Origin of the sequence: Rickettsia africae ESF-5, assembly GCF_000023005.1 — a bacterium.
GTDB lineage: Bacteria > Pseudomonadota > Alphaproteobacteria > Rickettsiales > Rickettsiaceae > Rickettsia > Rickettsia rickettsii.
This window is the reverse complement of sequence record NC_012633.1, coordinates 67,327-89,703: the sequence shown is the minus strand read 5'-3', so window position 1 is coordinate 89,703 and position 22,377 is coordinate 67,327. Positions and strand designations below refer to the sequence as shown.

The following is a 22,377-nucleotide window of genomic DNA, read 5'->3' as shown; positions in this document are numbered from 1 at the left end:
GAGGAAAAATTGTAAGTTTTGACGAAGCACTCTCAGGAGTATTATTTCATGAGATTGCCACGCAGCCTACGGCTGCTCACAATGACGACTCGGTATCCACATGAGCAATACCTCCTTGCAATGACGATGAAAACCTAACTACATTTTGTTCATTGGTTCTACACCTATCACTTCGAGACCGCTAGCTATAACTTTCTGTATGGCACTTGCAAGAGCAAGGCGTGCTAGAGTTAATTCTTTATTGCTCTCAATTACAAATCTATAATCGCTATTTTCTTTACCGAAATTCCACATAGAATGAAATTTTGAGGCTAAATTTATTAAATAAAATGCGATGCGATGCGGTTCAAAATATTTTGCAGATGCTTCTAATGTTTTTGTCCAACTAGCCAAAAGTTTTATAATCTCAATTTCTTCTTCAGAGGATAATAAAGATAAATCATACTTACCTGATTCAAAGTTATTATAAGATTCAGGCATTAATTCTTTAGCTTTTGATAAAATAGATATCGTTCTCACATGTGCATATTGTACATAAAAGATAGGATTTTCTCTTGATTGTTCTTTCACTTTTACCAAATCAAAATCAAGTGGCTTATCATTTTGTCTAGTTAACATCATAAATCTTATGATATCTTTCCCCACCTCATGATTTACGTCTTGCACACTAGCAAAGCTCCCAAGACGTTTTGACATTTTAACCGGCACACCGTTTTCAACGAAATTGACCAATTGACAAATTTTAACGTCCACTTTAACCTGCTCCTTACCTAAAGCTTTAACTATTGCCTCAATTCTTTTAACATATCCACTATGATCGGCACCAAGTACATAAATTAAGTGATTCGCTCCCCGCTCTATTTTATCCTTAGCATATGCAAGATCAGAAGCAAAATAAGACCAACTTCCATCAGCTTTTTCTATAGGACGATCTTGACTATCACCGTACTTAGTAGATTTAAATAATTTTTGAACTCTATTATCCCACTCTTCGTGAATTTTACCTTTAGGGGCAGGTAACGTACCTTCATAAATTAGCCCCATACGCTCCAGTAGTTTAACTGTTTCCTCTATCTCACCTTTATCATGCAATGATTGCTCAGAGAAAAATATATCATGTTTAATCCCTAAATCTGCTAAATCTTTTCTATTTAAATCAAGCATTTTTTCTACGGCAAAACTTTTAATTATTTTGAACCTTTCAGCATAGTTCATCGTTAATAATTTATTGCCGTATTCTTTCGCTAAAATTTGCCCAAGCGGAATTAAATACTCTCCCGGATATAACCCGGCAGGGATAGTAATTTGCTCACCTAAAGCCTCTTTATAACGTAATAATACCGTACTAACTAAATCATTTATTTGTGAGCCTGCATCATTAACATAATATTCTTTTGTAACGGAATAACTTACCTTTTGCAAAATCCTTGCTAGCACATCACCATATATCGCACCCCTAGCATGCCCTATATGCATTGGACCGGTGGGATTTGCCGAAACATACTCGATGTTAATATTTTTGCTTTTATCTATATCAATTTCAAAAAACTTTTCTTCATGCTGTAAAATATCCTTTATTGATGCCTGCCAACTATCAGCTTTTATAGTAAAATTAATAAAGCCAGGTCCTGCTATTTCTATACTTGCAATATAAGGTAATGTTATAAGGACTTCTTTAAATTTTAAAGCCACTTCCCGAGGAGCAATACTTTCTTTAGCTGCAATAATCATTGCAATATTACTTGATAAATCACCGTTAAAACTATCTTTCGGTATTTCAATAGTAGCAGTATTTGCTATTTCTTGATTATTATATAATTGCCTGCTTGCCACAATTATATCTTGTTTCAATTGATTAAATATATTCATAATTATTAAATGTTATTAAAATTCAGCGAATAGAATTCTTACAAACGCTTGCTAATAAGGAGGAATTTGTAGGAGACACAGAACGCAGCACCGTAGCGTACACTTTAGTACGTGAGGATGCGCGAGTACCGGAGCGACGCACAAATTACCCTTAGAAGCAAGTTATGTAGGAAGTCGAGCAGAGCTGATTATATTCCTGAATGGCAAAACGGTCAGTCATCCCTGCTATATAATCAGCAACAACTCTAGCTTTACTATATGTTTCATTAGAGTCTATTAGCATTTTCCAATTAACCGGCAATAAATTAATATCATCCATATAAACCTTAAACAGCCCTTGTACGATTTTAGTACATTTAAGGCTGATGGCCGTAATTTTATTACTTTTATAAACTCGCTCATGAAGAAACTTCTTAGTTTCCTTAATATTTTTATTAGTTTTTTCCGTAAAATCCACTATCTGATAATTTAAGTTACGTATCTCATCTATGTTAGTAATTTTTTCTTTATTTAAATTTTCTTTTGTTTGCCATAATAAATCGGTAATTAACTCATGTATTAGCTTACGTACTACCTCATAAATCAGACATGAGGAACTAATATTTTTAAATTTTGACTTGAGTTCAACAACATGTTGATCAATATATTTAAGTTCAGCAAGACTATGAAAATCGATAATTTTAGCACCGATACTATCTTCCAAATCATGCGAAATATAGCTAATATCATCGGCAAGAGCTGCTATTTGAGCCTCTGCTGATGCATAGGTACTAAGTTCTAAATCATTTTGCTTATTATACTCTGCTATATATTCATTTATCTCGCCTAGTATAGGACCGTTATGTTTTACTATTCCTTCTAAAACTTCCCATGTTAAATTTACTCCATTATAAGCCGCATATCTTTTTTCAAGTAATGTTAGTATCTTTAAAGATTGAGCATTATGAGAAAAGCCGTTATACTCTCTCATACATTCATTTAAAGCTCGCTCTCCCGCATGACCGAAAGGCGTATGCCCAAGATCATGAGCAAGTGCTATTGTCTCAGCTAAATCATTTGATAAATTTAAAGTACTAGCGACCGAACGTGCAACAGTCGAAACCTCTAGAGAATGAGTTAGCCTATTTCTGTAATGATCTCCCTCGTGATTAATAAAAACTTGAGTTTTATATTGCAAACGCCTAAATGCATTAGTATGTATAATACGATCACGATCACGTTCAAACTCGTTTCTATAAGAGGTCGGGATTTCCTTATATAATCTTCCCCTACTTTTAAGAGGATCAGAAGCGTATGAAGCAAGCATCGTTATCCTTTATTTTGAAAGACGTTGTTGTGGTTCTAACTTTTCGTCATTGCGAGGAAATTGCATAGCAATTGACGAAGCAATCTCAGGAGTTTGTTATTATTTCATGAGATTACCACGCAGCCTACGGCTGCTCGCAATGCCGATTGGGTATCCACACAACAAAGCCAACTTGAAAAATATCAAGATATATTATATAATTTATGGGACTTTTACAAGGTAATTTTAAGTGACGATAACAATTACGGATAGAGCTTTTGAACGGGTTTGCGAGTTAGTAAAGCTAGAAAAAGATAAGAATTTAGTACTGCGAATTTCGGTTGATAGCGGCGGTTGCTCAGGACTTATGTATAATTACGAACTAGTCTCAAAAGATAATATAGAGCAAGATGATTATGTCATTACTAAACATAATGCTACAATTATTATTGATCCTATCTCTCAAAAATTTATGCTAGATTGCACTCTTGATTTTATAGAAGAACTAGGCAGTTCATATTTCAACGTTAGTAATCCGCAAGCTAAAGCAAAATGCGGCTGCGGTAATTCTTTCTCGGTGTAAATGCAAGTATTGCGAGTGGACATTGTTATTAGAATGCCGATGTCATTCCTGCAACAGCAGCAATGACATCGCAACGTCAAACTTTTAATGTTAATTATTAAGTTGCATAGTTCTCCACCTACCTCAACTTCGTCATTATTATCATAAGGAGGACGCTCTACTTCATTACTATTAACGTTATTATCTTTATCTTCTTCGTTATCTGAAGTATTACTATCTAATGTTAATATAAACATGTTGTTCTTGGACTTGTTGAGAGCTATTAAACTTTGTTTTAATGTTTCAGCTTGAGATTGTCTTATTAAATCATCGCATAACAAAACTCCGTAGTCCTCAGTATTTCCTTCTTCTTGTTGTTGAGTTTTTAAATCCATTATTTCTGCATCAGAGCAAACCTCGGTAATAAGTTTTACTAAGTCAGGACGATCATTTAATGATCTGCCCAAAGGATCATTATAAGTAAATATTATCTTATTTGTATCATTATCTCATATTTACCCAATGCCTATGTCCTGTATTAATTGGCATTTGTTTACTTCTTGTTGATTATTAGTCAATTGCTCATTTTAATTTTGTTGTACTTCTGGCCACTCCTTGGCTTGCAGCTCCGGCAGTGAAACAAAATCATTTATTATAGTCTGTGTATCACTTAAAAATTTTGTTCTGTCAGCCTCTTTAGTAACTATACTCAGATCTTCCATCTTACCTTTGTCAAGCATTGAGCGTATAAAAACAGTATTTTCCTCCATCTCCGTACTATAAACTTTATGAACTTTTAACAATAATTTTTGTTCTTCCTGAGGGCTAGCTATACTTGCAGCCTTTAAATATTCAAAAGCAGCTAGCGGTATTAAATTTAATTTAAATAAAAATTCTTCTAAATATATATAAAGATCTTTTTTTAAAGATAGATACTTCTCTACTTCTTTTTTATTCTTAGGGATGTTAAAAATTTCTCTAAAAATAAAACTACACTCTTCTATCGGGTCTATACTTAAACTTACCTTGAAATATCTTATTGCTTCAAGAAGCAATTTAATTACTATTTCGCTTTTATTTTCGTCCTTATAGAATCTCCCTAAATTTAAAATAATCCACCTATTTTTTTACAAATATTGCTAAAAATGTACGGAATTGTATCATGGTTATAGAGAAAGTTAAAATCTTTCTCAATTTCCAGAGTACTAATATATTCTCTTATTGCTCTAAACCAATCTAATTCCGATTTACTATTTTCATAAATCATACCTAAATAATAATGAGCATTGGCTTTTATTTCATTTATAGATATAATAATATGCTCAGCTTGCGATCCCGTAAGTTTATCAAGCCATTCTAATGCTTCTTTATAATATTTTTTTTGTTCTTTATTAGATTCTACATTATCGGTTACTTGATAAGGTTTTAATTTTATATTATTATTTACTCCGTCAAAAAATCATTTATATTTTTCTGTTTAGGACTACCAAGCAGTGTACTGCCAACTGCTTTTATTTGATTCCATATAATAATTATACCTATAAATTATTTGCATTTATACAAACAAAAACATTTTTGATCTATAAGCTGAATAAATTAATATTAATACTATTTAAAAAAATTCTAAATAAGTAAATTTACAACAAAGATTTAAAGGCGAATTTGTGAAATTCTAACGATAAGAAAGTTCTATTTTTTTATATTGTAAAAAATTATTACTTCTATTTTGAAATTGAATTAATAGGGGATATTTATATATATTTTGAAAGGTAAAATTTGAAGTTATTTTTCTTTTGTAATTTTATCATATTTTTTTAGTTTGATAAGAATAGACTCTAGATTATCCAACTTCATCATACATGGACCATCGCTTGGAGCGTTATCGGGGTCTTGATGTACTTCCATATACATACCGGCGATACCTACAGAAGTTGCTGCCTTTGCAAGTAACTCTACATATTTTCTTTCTCCGCCGGTACTGCCTCCTAGCCCGCCCGGTTGCTGAACGGAATGTGTGGCATCAAAAACTACAGGTACATTTAACTCTGCCATTATTGCAAGACTACGCATATCAGATACCAAGTTATTATAGCCAAAACATGCTCCTCGCTCTGTAAATAATATATCCTTTACTCCAAAAGCTTCTAGTTTTGTTTGTACATTTTTCATATCCCACGGAGCTAGAAACTGTCCTTTTTTTACTTTTACTATTTTACCTGTTTTTGCTGCAGCTTGAAGCAAGTCGGTTTGTCTACATAAAAATGCCGGAATTTGTAAAATATCTGCTACTTCGGCTGTTTCAGTACATTGACTCTCTGAATGAACATCAGTAACAATAGGGCAATCGAATTCAGATTTTACTTTTGATAAAATTTCTAAACCTTTCTCAATACCAACTCCTCTAATCCCATGTACGGAAGTTCTATTAGCTTTATCAAAAGAAGATTTATAAATAAATGGAATCTCAAGCTTGCTAGTTAATTTAACAAGTTTTTCTGCCATAAACAACGCATGATCTTTTCCTTCAATCTGACAAGGCCCTGTAATTAGAACAAACGGTAAATCATTTCCTATTTTGATATTGTTAAGTTTTACTACTTTTTGCATAATTCTTAGATTTAATTAATTGAACGAGGCACGGATTAGTGTTTCTCTGTTATATCAGGTACTGATTCATTTTCTATTAAGTCATTATTAATTATTAGTGTATAATATTTTTCTTTTATTGTCGTTAAATCATAACTACCATGATAATAACCTTCTAGGTTAATAATTTTTTTTAAATAAAAATTTACCTGCTCTGTTTCTAACGGTTCATCTATATTTTTTACAATAGATGACTTAATATTAATTAAATACGCTTTTATTTTTTTTAATTCTTTAATAATTATAAAAATATCATGCGGTTTTGTTACCAATATTCCTACAAACAAAATTAATAATATTTGTGTTAAAGACATATTTATATTAATTTCTTATGTTTATATTTTGGATTTAAAATACTTTCCCCGTTAGTACTTAGCATATATTCATGATAATCTTGATAATTTCCTTCAAACCATGTAGCATTATTTTCTTTATCATATGATATAATATGAGTAGTTATTCTATCTAAAAACCATCTATCATGACTAATCACTAATACACAACCTGCAAAATCTAAAATAGCATCTTCAAGTGCTCTTAACGTATCAATATCTAAATCATTAGACGGCTCATCTAATAATATAACATTTGCTCCTTCTTTTAGTAATTTTGCCAAATGTACTCTGTTACGTTCTCCACCTGAAAGTTGTCCAACTTTTTTTTGTTGATCACCGCCTCTAAAATTAAAAGCTGCACAATAAGCTCTACTTTTAATTATTCTATTACCAAGTTGTAATTCATCTAGACCTTCTGAAATTTCTTCCCATATAGTCTTATTATCATCTAAATGATCCCGTGATTGATCGACATAACCTAATTTGACCGTTTGACCAATTTTAATAGAACCACTATCTGGCATTATTTTACCTGTAATAATATTAAACAAAGTAGACTTACCTGCTCCATTCGGTCCAATAATTCCTACAATAGCTCCACGTGGAACTTTAAAACTAAAATCTGATAATAATATTTTATTATTAAATTTTTTAGTTATATGTTCTGCTTCAATAACAAAATCACCTAAACGAGGTCCGTTAGGTATAATTATTTGAGTAGGATCAGTTTTTTGTTCTTGTTGTTTATTTAATAACTCTTGATATGCTGTAATACGTGCTTTATTTTTTGATTGTCTAGCTTTTGGAGTTTGACGAATCCATTCAAGTTCACGATTCAATTGTTTTTTTCTATCATCGTCTTCTTTACTTTCTAAAGCTAATTTTTTTTGCTTCTGCTCAAGCCAAGAACTATAATTTGATTCCCACGGTATACAATTTCCACGATCTATTTCTAATATCCATTCTGTAACATTATCTAAAAAATAACGATCATGGGTAATTACTATTACAGTACCTTCATAATGCTTTAAATAATCCTCAAGCCAAGAAACTGATTCTGCATCCAAATGATTTGTAGGTTCATCAAGTAACAACATATCAGGTTTCTCTAAAAGCAATTTACATAAAGCCACTCTTCTTTTTTCTCCACCGGAAATTTTTGTAATATCTGCTTCTTTTGGTGGGCAACGTAAAGCAAGCATTGCGATCTCTATTTCACGTTCTAGATTCCATCCATCACAATTGTCTATTTTTTCTTGCAATTCTGCTTGTTTATCAAAAAGCTTTTGCATTTCTTCATCAGCGATTTCAGCAGCAAATTTGTTACTTATATAATTAAATTCATCAATAAGTTTTTTCTTTTCATGAAGACCTTCTATGATATTATCAAAAACATTTTTACTAGCATCAAGATACGGTTCTTGAGGTAAATATCCTACTTTTATACCAATTTTAGCTGTTGCTTTACCTTCAAACTCTTTATCAATACCTGCCATTATTTTTAATAAAGTCGATTTGCCTGCTCCATTTGGACCTATTATACCGATTTTAGCTTTTGGTAAAAATGATAAATTTGTTTCTTTTAAAATTCGTTTACCATTTATAATTTTGCTTAAACCAACCATTTCATAAACATATTGATATGACATAAATTACTTATTTCCTTATATTATTATTTTACACCGATATATATATTTACTACTGTATTGTATGAATTTATTGCTCTATGATCATATAATTCAAAATTAGACATTGTAATTTCTATCATTGTGTTTCTCGTTTAGATATTTATTTTAAGAAATAAAATGCTGTATATATACTTTAATTTTAGCAGCTTGAGGATTGTGTATACTTTTATACTTATAATTTTTCGTTCAAGCTTATTGATAATTTTTCCATATGCATTTTAATTTAATTTTAACAATATCAAGTCTAATTCTTCCAAATCTTTATAATGAAATATTAATTTTCCACCTAATGGATAATTTTCTATTGTTATTTTTATACCAAATTTTTCTGATAAAGCTTTTACTAATAATTCTAGATCATTATCCGTAGCGTTGTCCTTTAAAAAACGCTTTCCTATTTTGTTATTATTGTTTGGGGATTTTGTATACTCATTTTTATACCATTGCCTTACTAGTTCTTCTGTTTGACGTACATTTAAATCATTATTTATAATATAATCGGCTATTACTTCTGCATGTTCATGATTTATTAAACACCGAGCTTGACCCATACTTAGTATATTTTCATTTACTTTATCTTGAATAGACTGCGGCAAATTATTAAGCCTTAATAAATTAGCTATATGACTACGACTTTTACCAAGCCTTTCAGCTAATTTTTCTGCCGTATAATTAAAATTTTCTATTAAATATTTAAAGCCACGAGCTTCTTCCATCACTGTTAAATCAGTTCTTTGTATGTTCTCAATTAATGCTATTTCCATACTCTCTCTAGGATCTAAATTTTTTATAATTACCGGTATCTCTAAAACTTTTGCTAATTTACATGCACGCCAGCGTCGCTCTCCTGCTATAATTTGGAAATTATTATCAACAATAATAGGCTGTAATAAACCATTATTCAATATAGAATCTGCTAATTCTTTTATTTTATCATATTCAAAGTTTTTTCTAGGCTGATTCTCGTTTGGTCTTATTTTATCAATATTTATTATTTGTACTATTTCTGATTCTATAGAAATAACTTCTTCTCCAAGTAATGAAGATAATCCTCTTCCTAGTCCTTTATTTTTCGCCATATCTTTCTAAGATTTCTTTTGTAAGTTCTATATATGCAACTGCTCCCGAACATTTATAATCATATATAATAGCCGGTTTTCCATATGAAGGAGCTTCAGATAGTTTAATATTTCTTGGAATAACGGTTTTAAATACTAATTCTCCTAAGCATTTTCTAACATCATCTTCTACTTGTTCCGTTAAACGATTACGCTTATCATACATTGTAAATAATATACCTGCAATCTTTATCTTAGGATTTAATTTTTTCTCTACAATTTCAATTGTTTTTAACAAATGACTTAATCCTTCTAAAGAATAAAAATCACATTGCATTGGAATCAGTACTTCATCGCTTGCAACTAAAGCGTTTACCGTTAATAAATTTAATGAAGGAGGGCAATCAATAATTATATAATCATATAATATTTTTATTTCTGCCAATAGCTTCATTAAAATATATTCTCGGTCCTTTAATTTTGTTAAGTCTAATTCAGCCGCAGATAGATTAGTGTTTGAAGTAATTATTTCTAAATTTGGTATATCTGTAGAAATTATTGCATCTTGCAATTCTATTAAATTTGTTAATACTTGGTATATAGTATTTTTGCGTTGTTGCTGACTAACTCCAAAACCGGTACTACTATTCCCTTGAGGATCAAGATCTATAACTAAAATTTTTTTATTTACAGCAGCAAAAGCTGTAGCTAAATTCACAGTAGTTGTAGTTTTAGCTACCCCTCCTTTTTGATTAACAATAGCAATTACTTTCATATCATTTTTGTTAAATTACTAACTTCTAGAATTTTCCCTTCTTCACAAGTAATACTTTGATGTATTAAATAACCAAATAACCATCTCTCTTTAGCTTCTACTATTTCAGTTAAATAATTTTTTCCTTTTAATAACAAAAATTTTTCTCGTACTGAAATATTTTTTATGCAATTAAATATTGTATTTAAGTTAGAGAAAGCCCTACAAGTTAATATACTACAATCTATTTCTACTTTTTCTATTCTTTGATTGATTATTTGTATGTTATTATTTGATATCTTTGATGCTTTTTCTAAAAATATACATTTACGCAAATCAGCTTCTATTAAACTTACTTGCGCTACCCCCGCTATAGATAATACTATACCAGGCAAACCGGAACCGCTTCCTATATCAACCAAATGTATTTCTTTATTATCAATATATTGTATTAATTGTAATGAGTCTAATATATGACGTTGCCAAAAATTATGTATAGTATTATCCGATACAAGATTGATTGATTTATTCCATTTTTTAACTAACTTTTGAAAAATTTCTAACTTTTCAATTATTTCACGTGGAACTTCCATCACTATATTTAGTTTTTAAATAAATTATAATAGCCGTAATTGCTGCAGGTGTAATCCCTGGAATTCGACGTGCTACACCAATAGTAGTAGGTTTATGGGAAGAAAGTTTTTCCTGTATCTCTAATGATATACTTGGTATTTTAAAATAGTCAATATTTTTAGGTATGAACTGCGCCTCTTCACTTTGAAATAAATTAATATCTGCGTGTTGTCTAGTTAAATATGAAGCATATTTTGCTTCAATATAGAGTAATTGCAAAATGTTCTTATTTTGTGTTTCTTTAAGCATAGGAAAAATTTTAATAGCTTGTTCAACATTAAAATTAGGTATTTTAAATAAGTCTAATACTGTTTTATATGTACCATCCTGTGCAACCTGTATACCCATTTTAGCAAGTTTACTAGTAGTTAAAGACAAGGTATTTAATAATGATTTTATTTTTTCTATGTCTTCACATTTTTTTGTGAATATTTTTTTACGTTTTTCTGATACGACTCCAATGTTCATCCCTAATTCCGTTAAACGTAAATCAGAGTTATCTGCTCTTAAAGATAATCTATATTCTGAGCGAGAAGTAAACATACGATAAGGTTCTATAGTACCAAATGTTGTTAAATCGTCAATCATTACTCCAATATAACTGTTTGCTCTTGTTAACATAAACGGTGCTTGATCTTTTACTGCTAAAGCAGCATTTATACCGGCTATTATACCTTGCCCTGCGGCTTCCTCATATCCTGTAGTACCGTTAATTTGCCCGGCCAAATACAATCCAGCTATTTTTTTTGTCTCTAACGTAACACTTATTTCACGTGGATCAACATAATCATATTCTATAGCATAACCTGGACGTAAAACCTTTACATTTTCTAATCCTGGTATTGTTTTGATTAATTTATGTTGCACATCTTCAGGCAAAGAAGTAGAAATACCGTTTGGATAAATCGTATAATCATCTAACCCTTCAGGTTCTAAAAATATACGATGTTCTGATTTTGTACTAAATCTGACTATTTTATCTTCAATAGAAGGACAATATCGTGGTCCTATTCCTTCTATTTGCCCTGAATACATTGCGGATTTATCAAGATTCTCACGTATAATATCATGAGTTTCTGAGGTTGTTTTTGTGATAAAACAATTTATCTGAGAAACATTAACAATATTTGTTAATTCAGAAAAAGGACGAGGAATTTTATCACCGGGTTGTAAAATTGTTTTACTATAATCAATAGTACGTCCATCAATGCGAGGCGGTGTACCTGTTTTTAAACGAGCCAGTTTAAAACCTATTTGTTTTAATGTATTTGATAATCCATACGAAGGCTCTTCATCTACTCTACCTGCAGGAATTTTTTTTTGTCCAATATGAATAAGACCTGATAGGAAAGTACCTGTAGTTAATATAATTTTTTGACAAAGAATTTTGCTACCGTTATTTAAAATAACCGCTTCAATTTTAGAAGATTTAATTTCTATATCTTCCACTTTTCCATATAATATATCTAAATTAGGATAATTTGTTAATATTTGATACATTGCTTTTTTATAAAGCTTTCGATCAGCTTGAGCTCTAGGTCCCCAAACTGCTGGTCCTCTAGTCTCATTCAGCATTTTATAATGTATACCGGCTTGGTCTATAACATAACCCATTAACCCATCAAGTGCATCGATTTCTTTAACTAATGTGCCTTTTGCAATGCCACCGATTGCTGGATTGCAAGACATTTCGCCTAAATTTTCCGGTTTTAACGTAATTAAGAGAGTAGGAACTCCAAGACGCGCAGAAGCAGCGGCTGCTTCTACGCCTGCATGTCCACCGCCTATAACTATTACGTCATATTTTAGCATTAATTATTCTATAATTTCAGATTTATTAAAGAAAAATTCGATTTCTCTTTTCGCACTATTTTCACTATCTGAACCATGAATACTATTAGCCTCAATTGATTCGCCTAAATCTTTTCTAATAGTACCTGCTTCAGCTTCAGCAGGATTAGTTGCACCCATAACGGTACGGTTTAAAGTTATAGCATCCTCCCCCTTAAGCACTTGAAGTACTACCGCTCCTGAAGTAATATATTCAACTAAGCTATTAAAAAATGGTCTTGCTCTATGCTCATCATAAAAACATGCAGCTTCATATTTAGTTAAAAATTTCATTTTCTGAGCCACTATTTTTAAACCGGCATTTTCTAAGTAAGTATTAACTTGCCCTATTTTATTCCTTTTGATAGCATCAGGCTTAATCATTGAAAAAGTATATTGTATTGTCATTTTGTAACCTATTTATTATAATTATTAAATATATTTTTTAGCTGAACGATTCCATATTAAAGCAAATAATCCTCCTCCTAAAAGAGCAGAAATACTGAAAAATATAAATACCCCATTCCAACCATAATTATCGCTAATCCATCCTACGCCGACTCCCGCAATAGCCGCTCCTAAATAACCAAATAATCCTGATAATCCATTAGCCGTACCGACAGCCTGACGGGTACTAAAATCAGCAGCTGCTATACCTACAAGGAGCTGAGGTCCTGAAACAAAAAAGCCTATTAAAGAAAGAATTACTATACTTAATAATTCACTGTGAATAGGAAGTTTCCAAAACAAGACTAACAATAAGCTAAGCAATACCATACATATGGATGCAACAGGACCTCGACGACCTTGAAATAGTTTATCAGATAAAACACCTGCTATTAATGCCCCTGGGATACCTATCATTTCATATAAACCGATTTGTAAGCCTGCATTTGCAAGACTTATATTACGTAAATCTTTTAAAAATGTTGGAGCCCAATAAATTACTCCGGAACGTATTATATAAACAAACATGTTTGCTAAACAAACATACCATATTAGCTTATTACAAAAGACCATTTTAAGTAATTGTGGAGTTAATAGCTTCTCATAATCTCCTATAGCTTCAAGCGGATATTCTTTATATTCCTCTACGGTAGATAAATCTACTTCTTTTGGAGAATTACGAAGCCTATTATATAAAAAAAGCGATACTACACAAGCAACTACACCTGGAACAAAAAAGGCAGCTCTCCAATCAAATTTATCGATTAAATAACCGCAGCTTATCATAGCAAGGGCACCACCTATTTGATTAGAAGTTGCACCCATAGCCCATTTAGTTCCAAGTTCTTTTGAAGCGAACCAGTGAGTAAGCATCTTTGTTGCAGGAGGCCAGCCCATAGATTGAAACCAGTTACTGGCTATCCATAAAATTCCTATAAGCCATAAAGAATCTGAAAAACCTATTAGCATAGTAATGATCCCGACAAATAAAAGACCCAAAACCATAAATATCCGAGCATTAACTTTATCGCTAATAAACCCGTTACACGCTTTACTAACTCCATACATAATAGATGAAGCAGTTAATATCCAGCCAATTTGCGTTTTAGTAACCCCAAAATATTCTCTTATAGCAGGAGTTGCTATATTAAAATTCTGACGACAAAAATAAAAAGTTGCGTAACCTATAATAATAGAATACAAAATCCTTACTCGCCAACTATTATATTTTTTTACATATGGCGATCTTGGAATTTTAATTTTGGATCTTGTATTTGTCATATTATAAACTCTCCGAGTATAAAAAAAGCAAGTTTAAGAGTCTAGCAGTAAATAAATTTTAACAAATTCTATTTTCGGTTTTATTTACCAAAACTTTATACTCTTTATTTAAACCTTTAACGGCATATATCCATAATATTACTATTACAAAGAATATAGAAGCAAAATAAGGAGTTGCCTCTACAAAACCAAATGCAGGAAATAAAATAAAGAATGTAGATTGAATAATAGCACCGCCTGATTTACCAAATCTTCCTCCAATAACTTCAACAGCAGCTTGCCCTTTTACTCGTAAATCCTTATCAAGCGGAATATACGCCATGTTTTTAGTGGCATCAAATAAAGAATATTTTACACCTTTACTTAAAACATTTTGAATCATACCGATCATAACAGCAAGTGCTAAAGGACCTGAAGCAAGAATACCTGTTAAATGCATAGCAATAACACTATCAAAAAAGATAAATACAAAAAACGCTGCACCGGTAATTAACATCATTAATGGAGTTATCATAGCTGCAGTTAGCCATGATACTTTTCTTAAAATATTACTACCTATAAGCATGAAAGCAATTGCAACCCAACCCTGATAAAATTGGAACTTCCCCATATATATAGTGTAAGCCTCTTTCGTCGGATATAATTCTTTTACTTTGGATTTCCAAACACCTTCAACTAAATTTACTGAAACACCGTAAGCAATAAGTAACAATGCAATATAACCTACATACTTAGAAGTAAAGATCATTTTAAAACTGTCTATTAATGACATTTTAGCTTTAGCTTTCTTTTCTTTTACTAATGCCGGATCATAAAGTCTAGGATCGGTTAGAACGTTTTTATTCATCCATCTATATGTTAATATTACCAAAAAGCTACTTGTTATCATTATAACAAATAAAGGCACAAATTTTAGATGTTCTGCAACTATTTGAGTTTTTTCATGCAAGCAATATCCAATAATTACGGATGTTACAGGCAATGCTAAATTAGCAAGTAAACCAAACATTGAGTAAAAACGTTTAGCTTCATCGGTTTTAGTAATTTGGTTAGCAAATTGCCAAAATAATAAACTAAGCATCATTGTTCCCCAAAGCTCTGCCATAGTATAAAAAGATGCAAAACTCCATTTCCCAACTATTCTTATAAACCATTTGAAATTAGGATAAGCTACACTCCAAGATTCTATGGTTTCAGGATCAGGATGAACTAAATCAGGGTAAGGGTAAAGAACAAACGCAAATAATGCAAAATACCCTAAGAAAAATGAAGTAATAACATAAAACACGTTTTCTTGCTTTAAAATATCGCAGAGCTTAACATAAATTACCATAGCGATTACAGCAGAAGGTAGTACTATATATGTTTTTAAGAAACTTATTGCTTCTGCTCCTATATCCGTTACTACAAACCCGTCTTTAATTGAACGAAGCGTTGAGTAGTTTAATAAAATACAGAACATCATAAACGCCATAGGAAGAAACTTCTTATTTTCATATCTTTCTATAGGCCAAATTACCTTGCTTAGTTCCGAGAGATAATTGTCATTTTTGGGAGTATTCATAAATTAAATTTTTCTATTTGTTGTGAAGATGAATATTATACTAGAATATGTTAGAAAAGTCAAACTTATTGATTTTTCTCAAAAGAAATTAAATAAAATTATTAACTATAGGATGCGTAAAAGAAATATGACAATTTATTTACTTGATTTTAGTTTCTATCTATAATTTTCTATTTATAAATTATTATAATAAAATATATGTCCAAATTAAAAACAGCTCTATTATTAACTGCTATAATTTTTATAACAGGTTGTAAAAGTAATATGAAAAATGAAAACAATATTTCATTACCGCAATATGTAACTTTGAACATTCAAACCTTAAATAGTTCAGAGGATAAAACTATTAGAATAAAGGCACAAACTTTAAACTTTCCGTTATCTTCAGAAGATTTACGTAATATATCTATTTTAGAAAAGAAATATGATCAAGAAGAAAATTGTGCAGGACTTGCTGCACCGCAAATAGGCATATCAAAATGTATAATAATATTTGCTGTACATGAAGATGCAGAGTTAAAAAAATGGCATCCTGACCTTAAGGATACAATACCTAAAACTATTTGGATTAACCCCTCATATAAACCGATAGGTATTGATAAACATGAAGATTACGAGGAATGCTTTTCTGTTGAAAATGCTACAGGACCGGTAGCAAGATTCAAGAAAATTCATTATCACGCATATGATATAAATGGCAATCAAATTCAAGGTATCGCAGAAGGATTTTTAGCAAGAGTTATCCAGCATGAAATCGATCATCTAAACGGAAAAGTATTTTTAGATTATGTAGCTCCCAAAAAAATAATGACTAAAGAAGAATATTTAGAAATGCGTAAAAAAGCAATGGAGCAGGAAAATATAAAATCTTAGAGTTCTCTAAATCTCAAATATCATTCTAGCTAAAATTTGAGTATGTCATTCCCGCGAAAATTTACTTTATATTATTTGGTATAATACTATTGAATCGGATACGGGACGCACGCGATGTTCGCCTAAAGCTTCATCTTCATCACCTGTTACATTATTTATAATTTTTCCGCCCATGAATAATGTAGAAGAACCGCCACCGTATAAATTGATTGCCGATTCATATCCAAGTTAACATATAATCTGCAAGTTCTGTTTTAGTTAATCCTATCACAGTATAATTAACAAGGTGTTTTTCTAAAATTTTCAAAGCTTCAGGGATTATTAATTTATCAACATTTATTTCTTTCTCTTGCCGTAATATTGATCTTACTTGCACAAGCTTAAGGTCTTTTACATGTTGCTTATAAATATGCTCGACTACAACTATAACTATAGTGCCGTCATTACACACTCCTAAGGCAGTACGAGCATGAGCCGGATCATCTTGCTTTGGATTATCTACAACATTTTTACCGTTTTGAACCAATAAGGGAATACCGGTTACTATTGAAGCAGTGTTACTTAAATTTATAAGCTTACCGTCTTTATCGATAAATTCCAAAATTAACTTTACAGAATCATTTATATTTACTACCGGCAAACTTGTTGCTTGTGGAAAGGACAATATAAAGCCTTTCTGTGGGATTTGATTATCACCATGCTTACTTATTGCCGTAACAATAAAATTAGACCTATTCTGATCAATCAAAATTTCTTTGTTAGTATACGACGTTAATGTGGTAGACGCCCAAACATCATTATAGAAAGTAGTATCTTTTAGGTTTGAAAAATAATGAACTTGATTTGGAATAACAGATTTATCGCCTATTGCTACTAAAATTTTTGCACTAGCCTTGGTAATTTGAATATTGCCCTGATCTATAATTAACAAACTTTGTAGTTGTTTTCTAAGGCTAAATAGCTTGCTGTCTATCATTAAAATAAGACTTGGTCTGCCGTCATCACTACCAGCGATTTCAAAGAATCCGACATTAATAGCAGCAGCTGCATTAGTGCGGTATGCCATAACGTTTACTGTTTCTCTGCCTTATCACCTGATTATGAGCTTTAACTAGTTTTAACCCAAAATTCTTAGGATCAATAGTTAAGACATGAATCACATGCTTATCTTTTTCATAACGATTATATATTAAGCCTTTATATTCCTTTATATTTTAAAACTGATTATTAAAGCAAGAAATAAGTAAACTAATCTAATCATATTGTTTTACTTTTTTTAACAATAAAATTTAACCATAATGCCTCTTTACTTGGAGAGAATCTCTTACTCTTTTCCGTCCATATTTTAACTATTTCAAAAAGCCTGTTAAAATAAGGTTTTATTGTATCTTCATGCATATTGTAAAAATCACGATCATCACGTTGTATAATCTCTGAACCGTATCCGTAAGAAACATAAAAAATGCCTTCCGGCTTTAATGCAGCATGAATTTTTTATACACATTGATTGTTTCATTATAAGGTACATAAAGGAGAGTTGCTTGAGCCCAAACACCATCAAACGACTCCTTAAAATCGATATCTTGAAAAGTGGAGTGCAGTACATCTTATTCCGGTTGCTTTTGTAGCTCATTTAACCATTTCGGTTGAACCGTCAAAAGCAGTAACTTGATATCTTTGACTTAAACAATATCGTGTATCACGACCAACTCCGCAACCTGCATCTAAAATATGAGCTTGTTCAGGTAAATAGCTAGTAAATGCTTTATAGTTATCAGACAAATCTGCATTGATTGTTCTGCTATAAAACTCTTGAGCGTTATTATTATAATATTGTATATTTTTCCCAACTATTAGTATATTTATACTCACCAAACAATAACATACAAATAGAAAATACATATAATTTCTATTATATAATAGACTTCTTTTCGAACTCGCTTATAGGGAGGAATTTGGAGGAAACACGGAACGCAGCACCGCAGCGTATAAAAAAGTACGTGAGGATGCGAGTACCGGCTTGACGTATAAATTACCCCTAGAAGTAGAGTTCCAAAAGAAGTCTATTGACTATTAGACTTAAAAATGGTCTACTTATCAAGAATAAGGCTTAAGGTTTATATGATAAAAAAAATAATATTTGGAATAGCTATTTTACTTAGTACAAGCTGCTTTGCCAATAGTACAACTTCTGACGGCTCAAAAAAAGATGCAGCAAAAACTAACGATATTACAACACAAAAAATTATAGATGATTTTTCTGCTTACGCCGGTACTATAAAACCGGAAGTACGGGAGGAAATACAAAAATATAGAGTAGCAATAGTCAAGATTAATAAGAAGAAACGTGAACTATATAACAGGCTTTCCAAAGAGGCTCAAAATTTTTTAGCAGAGCAACAAAAATATAAACAAAAACTATCTATCTCTAAGCTATCGGTAGAAAACGACCAAAAGAATAATACTGCTGATTCTAATGATAATAAGAGCAAAAATACAAAATAAATTACTTTTCTTAGCCGTTATTGTGCGGGTCAAAAATCGTCATTGCGAGCAGCCGTAGGCTGTGGCGGCAATCTCATGAAATAATAACAAACTCCTGAGATTGCTTCGTCAATTGCTACGCAATGTCCTCGCAATGACGGATAAACCTATCCATACAACAACTCCGCTTTTAGCTAGGTATTTCATAAATCTGCTCTACTACACCATCAAGACCCATTAAAAAAGTATAAACTTTTAATTGGGGGAATTTTTCTTTTATTATATCACGGGCCTTGTTTAAAATTGCTGCATGTGCTGCCGTTTCTTTTTCCTTGGTATTTAGCTGTTCCTGACCTATAAGTATTTTATAAGCTCCACATTCTCTATGATCAAGAAAAACAATTTGTTTTATGTTATGTAATTCTTGCAAAATCTCAATAGTATCTTCTATTATTTTTCCCCAATAAGTATATTTGTCGTTAATGAGAGCAAGCGATGCACCGGGCAGTGATACTTTATCAAAATTATCTTCTCATCCTAATTGCTTCATTAATTTATCTGTTTCGTCTATTAATCTAAAATCTACACAACTAATTAAAAGAGTAGAAGCTTCATTTAATGTTTTTAAATGTTCATTACTTACTTCTACCTTCACAACTTTCTTATTGGCAATTATACATTGTTAGCAGCGTAAAGATTTAAACTAGACACCATAATAAACCCTAAAATTATATATTTTACATGTATCATAAAATTCTCCTATTTAAAAATATTTCTTACAGGCTTTAAAATAAGAATAACCTGTAATGATTGTTAAAAAAGCGGCAATCCATAAAATTATTTCCCCTACTATATCTAAATAAATAATTCCTGAACCTTTCGAGCCTAGTATCAATATCGATAAAGCAAACATTTGTAAAAACGTTTTGACCTTAGCAAGTCTCGATACAGGCACACTAACCTTTACTAGAGTTAAAAATTCCCGAAGACCGCTAACTAAAAATTCTCGTGCTAAAATTAATAAGCAAGGTATCTCATCTACATTATCTTTTTTTAGTAGCATGATAATAACGCAACCTACAAGTAGCTTATCTGCTATAGGGTCAAACATCTTGCCGAAACTTGTCACTAAATTATATTTTCTTGCAATATAACCGTCAAAAAAATCCGTAATACTAGCTAAAACAAATAATAATGCCCCAAGTGTACGTGCAAGTGAATTATTTATATAAAATACCAGTATAATAACTGGAATTACCATTATTCGAGCAATAGTTAAATAATTAGGTAAATTTTTATCTATTCTCATTAATTAAATTTATTAATATAATATTGTTGAATGATGGATAGAATATTATTCCAAGACCAATATATTAAAAGTCCCACAGGAAAACTACTAAACATAAATAAAAAAATTAGCGGCATAAATTTCATTACTTGAGCTTGCATCGGATCCGCAGGTTCAGGACTCATTTTTTGCTGTAAGAACATAGTAATAGCCATTAAAATAGGCCATGCTCCAATCATTAAAAATAACGGCGGCGAAAACGGTAATAAGCCGAATAAATTAAAAATAGTAGTAGGGTCAGATGCAGATAAGTCTTTAATCCAACCGTAAAACGGTGCTTGCCGCATTTCAATAGTTACATACAATACTTTATAAATGGAGAAAAATACCGGAATTTGAACAAGTATAGGTAAACAACCAGCTACCGGATTTACTTTTTCTTTTTTATATAAAGCCATAATTTCTTGATTTAAACGTGCTTTATCATCACTGTATAAATTTTTTATCCTATCGATTTCCGGCTGTAAATTTTTCATTTTTTTCATCGAACGATAAGACTTATTGGCTAAAGTAAACATTAATAGCTTAATTATAACCGTAACAATTAATATACTAACACCGAAATTACCGACATAGCCATAGAAAAAATTCATGGCGTAGAAAACCGGTTTGGTAATTATATAGAACCAGCCGAAATCAATAGCTCTATCAAATAATTTAATATCATATTGCTTTTCATATTTATCAAGCAAGTCTACTTTTTTTGCTCCAGCAAAAATTCTGCTTTTAATTGAAAAATCTTCGCCAGGCTTTATTATTTGTACCGGTGAAATAAAATCTACCTGATATCTTTCAGTCCCTTGCTTAAGAGCATAATTAAAATTCGAGCTGTAATTACTTGATTTATCCGGAATCAAGGAAGATAACCAATATTTATCGGTAATCCCTATCCAATCAACCTTACTTGCTACAAATTTTTCACTTTTCTTATCTTTAATATCATCATAAGAATATTCTTTAAGATTCTCGTCTATACACCCGATAGGCCCTTGATGTAATATATTCACCGCTTTCTCTACGGCAATATATTTACGATTTATTAAACCGTAAGATTGCACAGGAAGTTCTTTATCACTATTATTAACGATGGTTTGCTCTATAGTAAATAAATAGTTTTCATCGACAGTAATAGTAACTAAAAATTTAACTCCGTCTTCATTAACCCAAAATAAATGCACAGGTTTTTCAGGGCTTAATATTTCACTATCACTATTCCATATAGTATCGTTGTTAGGGAGTTTTACACTAGATAAATTACTAACTAAACCAACTTCAGCAAAATATGCATTTTCTGTATTAGCCGGTGAAAATAACCTCACTTCAGGACTATTTTTAGATAAATCTTGTTTATATTTCTTTAATATTAAATCATCAAATCTAAGTCCTTTTAATGAAATAGAACCGGTAAGTGATTCAGATTCTATTTTAATACGCTGTACTTGACTTTCTTCTTGCACAACAATACCAGTTGCAGGTTCGACTACAGCTTTTAACTGTTGTTTCTTTAAATTTTCTGCTTTCTGCACTGCTATTTGCTGTTGCTGTTTTTTTTGTTCAGGTTTTACAACAAAATACTGCCAACCGAAAATTATACTTAAAGACAGTATAATAGCGGCTATTAAATTAATTATATTATTATTCATTCCTAGGTCTTAAATTTTAATATTTTTAAAGCTTTAAGTTTTAAAGCATTTAGAGTAAATAATCAAGTAGTATAATA

The 22,377-nt window shown here is 31.1% G+C and carries 23 protein-coding genes and 4 pseudogenes; 6 read left to right on the top strand and 21 right to left on the bottom strand.

Annotation, left to right across the window (positions count from 1 at the left end):
- Positions 1-138: 138 nt before the first annotated feature.
- Positions 139-1,869, bottom strand: coding sequence for an arginine--tRNA ligase (argS, locus tag RAF_RS00495; protein WP_012719361.1), 1,731 nt, complete (start codon positions 1,867-1,869; stop codon positions 139-141).
- A 14-nt stretch (positions 1,870-1,883) separates the two neighbouring features.
- On the opposite strand from argS, the pseudogene RAF_RS07250 reads away from it, so the two are divergent.
- Positions 1,884-2,035: pseudogene (locus RAF_RS07250) on the top strand (palindromic element RPE1 domain-containing protein); the annotation flags it as partial.
- Here RAF_RS07250 and RAF_RS00490 read toward each other — a convergent pair.
- Entirely contained in the window at positions 2,021-3,175 is a 1,155-nt protein-coding gene (locus RAF_RS00490) for a deoxyguanosinetriphosphate triphosphohydrolase (protein WP_010976778.1), read from the bottom strand. The pseudogene RAF_RS07250 and the gene RAF_RS00490 overlap by 15 nt on opposite strands.
- A gap of 93 nt (positions 3,176-3,268) precedes the next feature.
- On the opposite strand from RAF_RS00490, the gene RAF_RS07245 reads away from it, so the two are divergent.
- The gene (locus tag RAF_RS07245; protein WP_083762077.1) at positions 3,269-3,427 is read left to right on the top strand and encodes a multidrug transporter; all 159 of its coding nucleotides are present in this window, start codon (positions 3,269-3,271) and stop codon (positions 3,425-3,427) included.
- Positions 3,405-3,737 carry an iron-sulfur cluster assembly accessory protein gene (locus RAF_RS00485; RefSeq protein ID WP_012719360.1) on the top strand — a complete coding sequence of 111 codons (333 nt, stop codon included), beginning with the start codon at positions 3,405-3,407 and terminating at the stop codon, positions 3,735-3,737. Before RAF_RS07245 ends, RAF_RS00485 begins: the two co-directional genes overlap by 23 nt.
- A gap of 332 nt (positions 3,738-4,069) precedes the next feature.
- On the opposite strand, the pseudogene RAF_RS10680 reads toward RAF_RS00485, so the two are convergent.
- The 12 genes and pseudogenes from RAF_RS10680 to tlc1 all read right to left on the bottom strand — a co-directional run.
- Positions 4,070-4,183: pseudogene (locus tag RAF_RS10680) on the bottom strand (hypothetical protein); the annotation flags it as partial.
- Positions 4,184-4,303: 120 nt separating this feature from the next.
- Positions 4,304-4,771 (bottom strand): hypothetical protein, encoded by a 468-nt coding sequence (locus RAF_RS09155; protein ID WP_012719359.1) that lies wholly within the window; start codon positions 4,769-4,771, stop codon positions 4,304-4,306.
- 727 nt (positions 4,772-5,498) lie between these two features.
- Positions 5,499-6,323: a 3-deoxy-8-phosphooctulonate synthase gene (gene kdsA / locus RAF_RS00475; protein WP_012719358.1), complete on the bottom strand. Its 825-nt coding sequence runs from the start codon at positions 6,321-6,323 to the stop codon at positions 5,499-5,501.
- A 35-nt stretch (positions 6,324-6,358) separates the two neighbouring features.
- The gene (locus tag RAF_RS00470; protein ID WP_004996813.1) at positions 6,359-6,676 is read right to left on the bottom strand and encodes a DUF2672 domain-containing protein; all 318 of its coding nucleotides are present in this window, start codon (positions 6,674-6,676) and stop codon (positions 6,359-6,361) included.
- 2 nt (positions 6,677-6,678) lie between these two features.
- The gene (gene ettA / locus RAF_RS00465; protein WP_012719357.1) at positions 6,679-8,346 is read right to left on the bottom strand and encodes an energy-dependent translational throttle protein EttA; all 1,668 of its coding nucleotides are present in this window, start codon (positions 8,344-8,346) and stop codon (positions 6,679-6,681) included.
- A 257-nt stretch (positions 8,347-8,603) separates the two neighbouring features.
- Entirely contained in the window at positions 8,604-9,464 is an 861-nt protein-coding gene (locus RAF_RS00460) for a ParB/RepB/Spo0J family partition protein (protein ID WP_012719356.1), read from the bottom strand.
- The gene (locus RAF_RS00455) at positions 9,451-10,218 is read right to left on the bottom strand and encodes a ParA family protein (RefSeq protein ID WP_012719355.1); all 768 of its coding nucleotides are present in this window, start codon (positions 10,216-10,218) and stop codon (positions 9,451-9,453) included. The genes RAF_RS00460 and RAF_RS00455 overlap by 14 nt, the downstream gene beginning before the upstream one ends.
- Positions 10,215-10,790, bottom strand: a complete 576-nt coding sequence (gene rsmG, locus RAF_RS00450) for a 16S rRNA (guanine(527)-N(7))-methyltransferase RsmG (protein WP_004996817.1) — start codon at positions 10,788-10,790, stop codon at positions 10,215-10,217. Before rsmG ends, RAF_RS00455 begins: the two co-directional genes overlap by 4 nt.
- Positions 10,774-12,642 carry a tRNA uridine-5-carboxymethylaminomethyl(34) synthesis enzyme MnmG gene (gene mnmG, locus RAF_RS00445; protein ID WP_012719354.1) on the bottom strand — a complete coding sequence of 623 codons (1,869 nt, stop codon included), beginning with the start codon at positions 12,640-12,642 and terminating at the stop codon, positions 10,774-10,776. The genes rsmG and mnmG overlap by 17 nt, the downstream gene beginning before the upstream one ends.
- 3 nt (positions 12,643-12,645) lie before the next feature.
- Positions 12,646-13,068 (bottom strand): nucleoside-diphosphate kinase, encoded by a 423-nt coding sequence (gene ndk / locus RAF_RS00440; protein ID WP_010976767.1) that lies wholly within the window; start codon positions 13,066-13,068, stop codon positions 12,646-12,648.
- Positions 13,069-13,092: 24 nt separating this feature from the next.
- Positions 13,093-14,388 (bottom strand): MFS transporter, encoded by a 1,296-nt coding sequence (locus RAF_RS00435; RefSeq protein ID WP_012719353.1) that lies wholly within the window; start codon positions 14,386-14,388, stop codon positions 13,093-13,095.
- A gap of 58 nt (positions 14,389-14,446) precedes the next feature.
- Positions 14,447-15,952: an ATP/ADP exchange transporter Tlc1 gene (tlc1, locus tag RAF_RS00430; RefSeq protein ID WP_012719352.1), complete on the bottom strand. Its 1,506-nt coding sequence runs from the start codon at positions 15,950-15,952 to the stop codon at positions 14,447-14,449.
- Positions 15,953-16,150: 198 nt separating this feature from the next.
- On the opposite strand from tlc1, the gene RAF_RS00425 reads away from it, so the two are divergent.
- Entirely contained in the window at positions 16,151-16,825 is a 675-nt protein-coding gene (locus tag RAF_RS00425) for a peptide deformylase (protein ID WP_012719351.1), read from the top strand.
- A gap of 66 nt (positions 16,826-16,891) precedes the next feature.
- On the opposite strand, the gene RAF_RS10245 is transcribed toward RAF_RS00425, so the two are convergent.
- From RAF_RS10245 to RAF_RS00410, 4 genes are all read right to left on the bottom strand, one after another.
- Entirely contained in the window at positions 16,892-16,999 is a 108-nt protein-coding gene (locus tag RAF_RS10245) for a hypothetical protein (RefSeq protein WP_014419687.1), read from the bottom strand.
- Between the two features lie 43 nt (positions 17,000-17,042).
- Positions 17,043-17,891, bottom strand: coding sequence for a phosphodiester glycosidase family protein (locus RAF_RS00420; protein ID WP_012719350.1), 849 nt, complete (start codon positions 17,889-17,891; stop codon positions 17,043-17,045).
- 191 nt (positions 17,892-18,082) lie between these two features.
- A complete protein-coding gene (locus RAF_RS00415) occupies positions 18,083-18,223 on the bottom strand; it encodes a hypothetical protein (RefSeq protein WP_016769756.1) in 141 nt (46 codons plus the stop codon).
- 231 nt (positions 18,224-18,454) lie between these two features.
- Positions 18,455-18,727 (bottom strand): class I SAM-dependent methyltransferase, encoded by a 273-nt coding sequence (locus RAF_RS00410; protein ID WP_012719349.1) that lies wholly within the window; start codon positions 18,725-18,727, stop codon positions 18,455-18,457.
- Positions 18,728-18,746: 19 nt separating this feature from the next.
- Here RAF_RS00410 and RAF_RS07225 point away from each other — a divergent pair.
- Positions 18,747-18,896: pseudogene (locus RAF_RS07225) on the top strand (palindromic element RPE1 domain-containing protein); the annotation flags it as partial.
- 50 nt (positions 18,897-18,946) lie between these two features.
- Complete coding sequence (locus RAF_RS00405) at positions 18,947-19,330, top strand: hypothetical protein (RefSeq protein ID WP_041471794.1); 384 nt, start codon at positions 18,947-18,949, stop codon at positions 19,328-19,330.
- A 169-nt stretch (positions 19,331-19,499) separates the two neighbouring features.
- On the opposite strand, the pseudogene RAF_RS00400 reads toward RAF_RS00405, so the two are convergent.
- The 3 genes and pseudogenes from RAF_RS00400 to yidC form a co-directional block, all read right to left on the bottom strand.
- A pseudogene (locus RAF_RS00400) lies at positions 19,500-20,059 on the bottom strand (carbonic anhydrase).
- A gap of 13 nt (positions 20,060-20,072) precedes the next feature.
- Complete coding sequence (gene pgsA / locus RAF_RS00395) at positions 20,073-20,618, bottom strand: CDP-diacylglycerol--glycerol-3-phosphate 3-phosphatidyltransferase (protein WP_012719345.1); 546 nt, start codon at positions 20,616-20,618, stop codon at positions 20,073-20,075.
- Complete coding sequence (gene yidC, locus RAF_RS00390; RefSeq protein WP_012719344.1) at positions 20,618-22,300, bottom strand: membrane protein insertase YidC; 1,683 nt, start codon at positions 22,298-22,300, stop codon at positions 20,618-20,620. The genes pgsA and yidC overlap by 1 nt, the downstream gene beginning before the upstream one ends.
- Between the last annotated feature and the right edge of the window lie 77 nt (positions 22,301-22,377).

Coding starts and splice junctions, on each gene's coding strand:
- RAF_RS00415 (WP_016769756.1), bottom strand. CDS start 18,223: ATGCATGAAGATACAATAAAACCTTATTTTAACAGGCTTTTTGAAATA.
- RAF_RS00470 (WP_004996813.1), bottom strand. CDS start 6,676: ATGTCTTTAACACAAATATTATTAATTTTGTTTGTAGGAATATTGGTA.
- rsmG (WP_004996817.1), bottom strand. CDS start 10,790: ATGGAAGTTCCACGTGAAATAATTGAAAAGTTAGAAATTTTTCAAAAG.
- RAF_RS00435 (WP_012719353.1), bottom strand. CDS start 14,388: ATGACAAATACAAGATCCAAAATTAAAATTCCAAGATCGCCATATGTA.
- ndk (WP_010976767.1), bottom strand. CDS start 13,068: ATGACAATACAATATACTTTTTCAATGATTAAGCCTGATGCTATCAAA.
- RAF_RS10245 (WP_014419687.1), bottom strand. CDS start 16,999: ATGGGCGGAAAAATTATAAATAATGTAACAGGTGATGAAGATGAAGCT.
- RAF_RS00420 (WP_012719350.1), bottom strand. CDS start 17,891: ATGGCATACCGCACTAATGCAGCTGCTGCTATTAATGTCGGATTCTTT.
- RAF_RS00460 (WP_012719356.1), bottom strand. CDS start 9,464: ATGGCGAAAAATAAAGGACTAGGAAGAGGATTATCTTCATTACTTGGA.
- argS (WP_012719361.1), bottom strand. CDS start 1,869: ATGAATATATTTAATCAATTGAAACAAGATATAATTGTGGCAAGCAGG.
- RAF_RS00455 (WP_012719355.1), bottom strand. CDS start 10,218: ATGAAAGTAATTGCTATTGTTAATCAAAAAGGAGGGGTAGCTAAAACT.
- mnmG (WP_012719354.1), bottom strand. CDS start 12,642: ATGCTAAAATATGACGTAATAGTTATAGGCGGTGGACATGCAGGCGTA.
- yidC (WP_012719344.1), bottom strand. CDS start 22,300: ATGAATAATAATATAATTAATTTAATAGCCGCTATTATACTGTCTTTA.
- RAF_RS00490 (WP_010976778.1), bottom strand. CDS start 3,175: ATGCTTGCTTCATACGCTTCTGATCCTCTTAAAAGTAGGGGAAGATTA.
- ettA (WP_012719357.1), bottom strand. CDS start 8,346: ATGTCATATCAATATGTTTATGAAATGGTTGGTTTAAGCAAAATTATA.
- tlc1 (WP_012719352.1), bottom strand. CDS start 15,952: ATGAATACTCCCAAAAATGACAATTATCTCTCGGAACTAAGCAAGGTA.
- RAF_RS00405 (WP_041471794.1), top strand. CDS start 18,947: ATGATAAAAAAAATAATATTTGGAATAGCTATTTTACTTAGTACAAGC.
- RAF_RS00410 (WP_012719349.1), bottom strand. CDS start 18,727: ATGTATTTTCTATTTGTATGTTATTGTTTGGTGAGTATAAATATACTA.
- kdsA (WP_012719358.1), bottom strand. CDS start 6,323: ATGCAAAAAGTAGTAAAACTTAACAATATCAAAATAGGAAATGATTTA.
- RAF_RS00425 (WP_012719351.1), top strand. CDS start 16,151: ATGTCCAAATTAAAAACAGCTCTATTATTAACTGCTATAATTTTTATA.
- pgsA (WP_012719345.1), bottom strand. CDS start 20,618: ATGAGAATAGATAAAAATTTACCTAATTATTTAACTATTGCTCGAATA.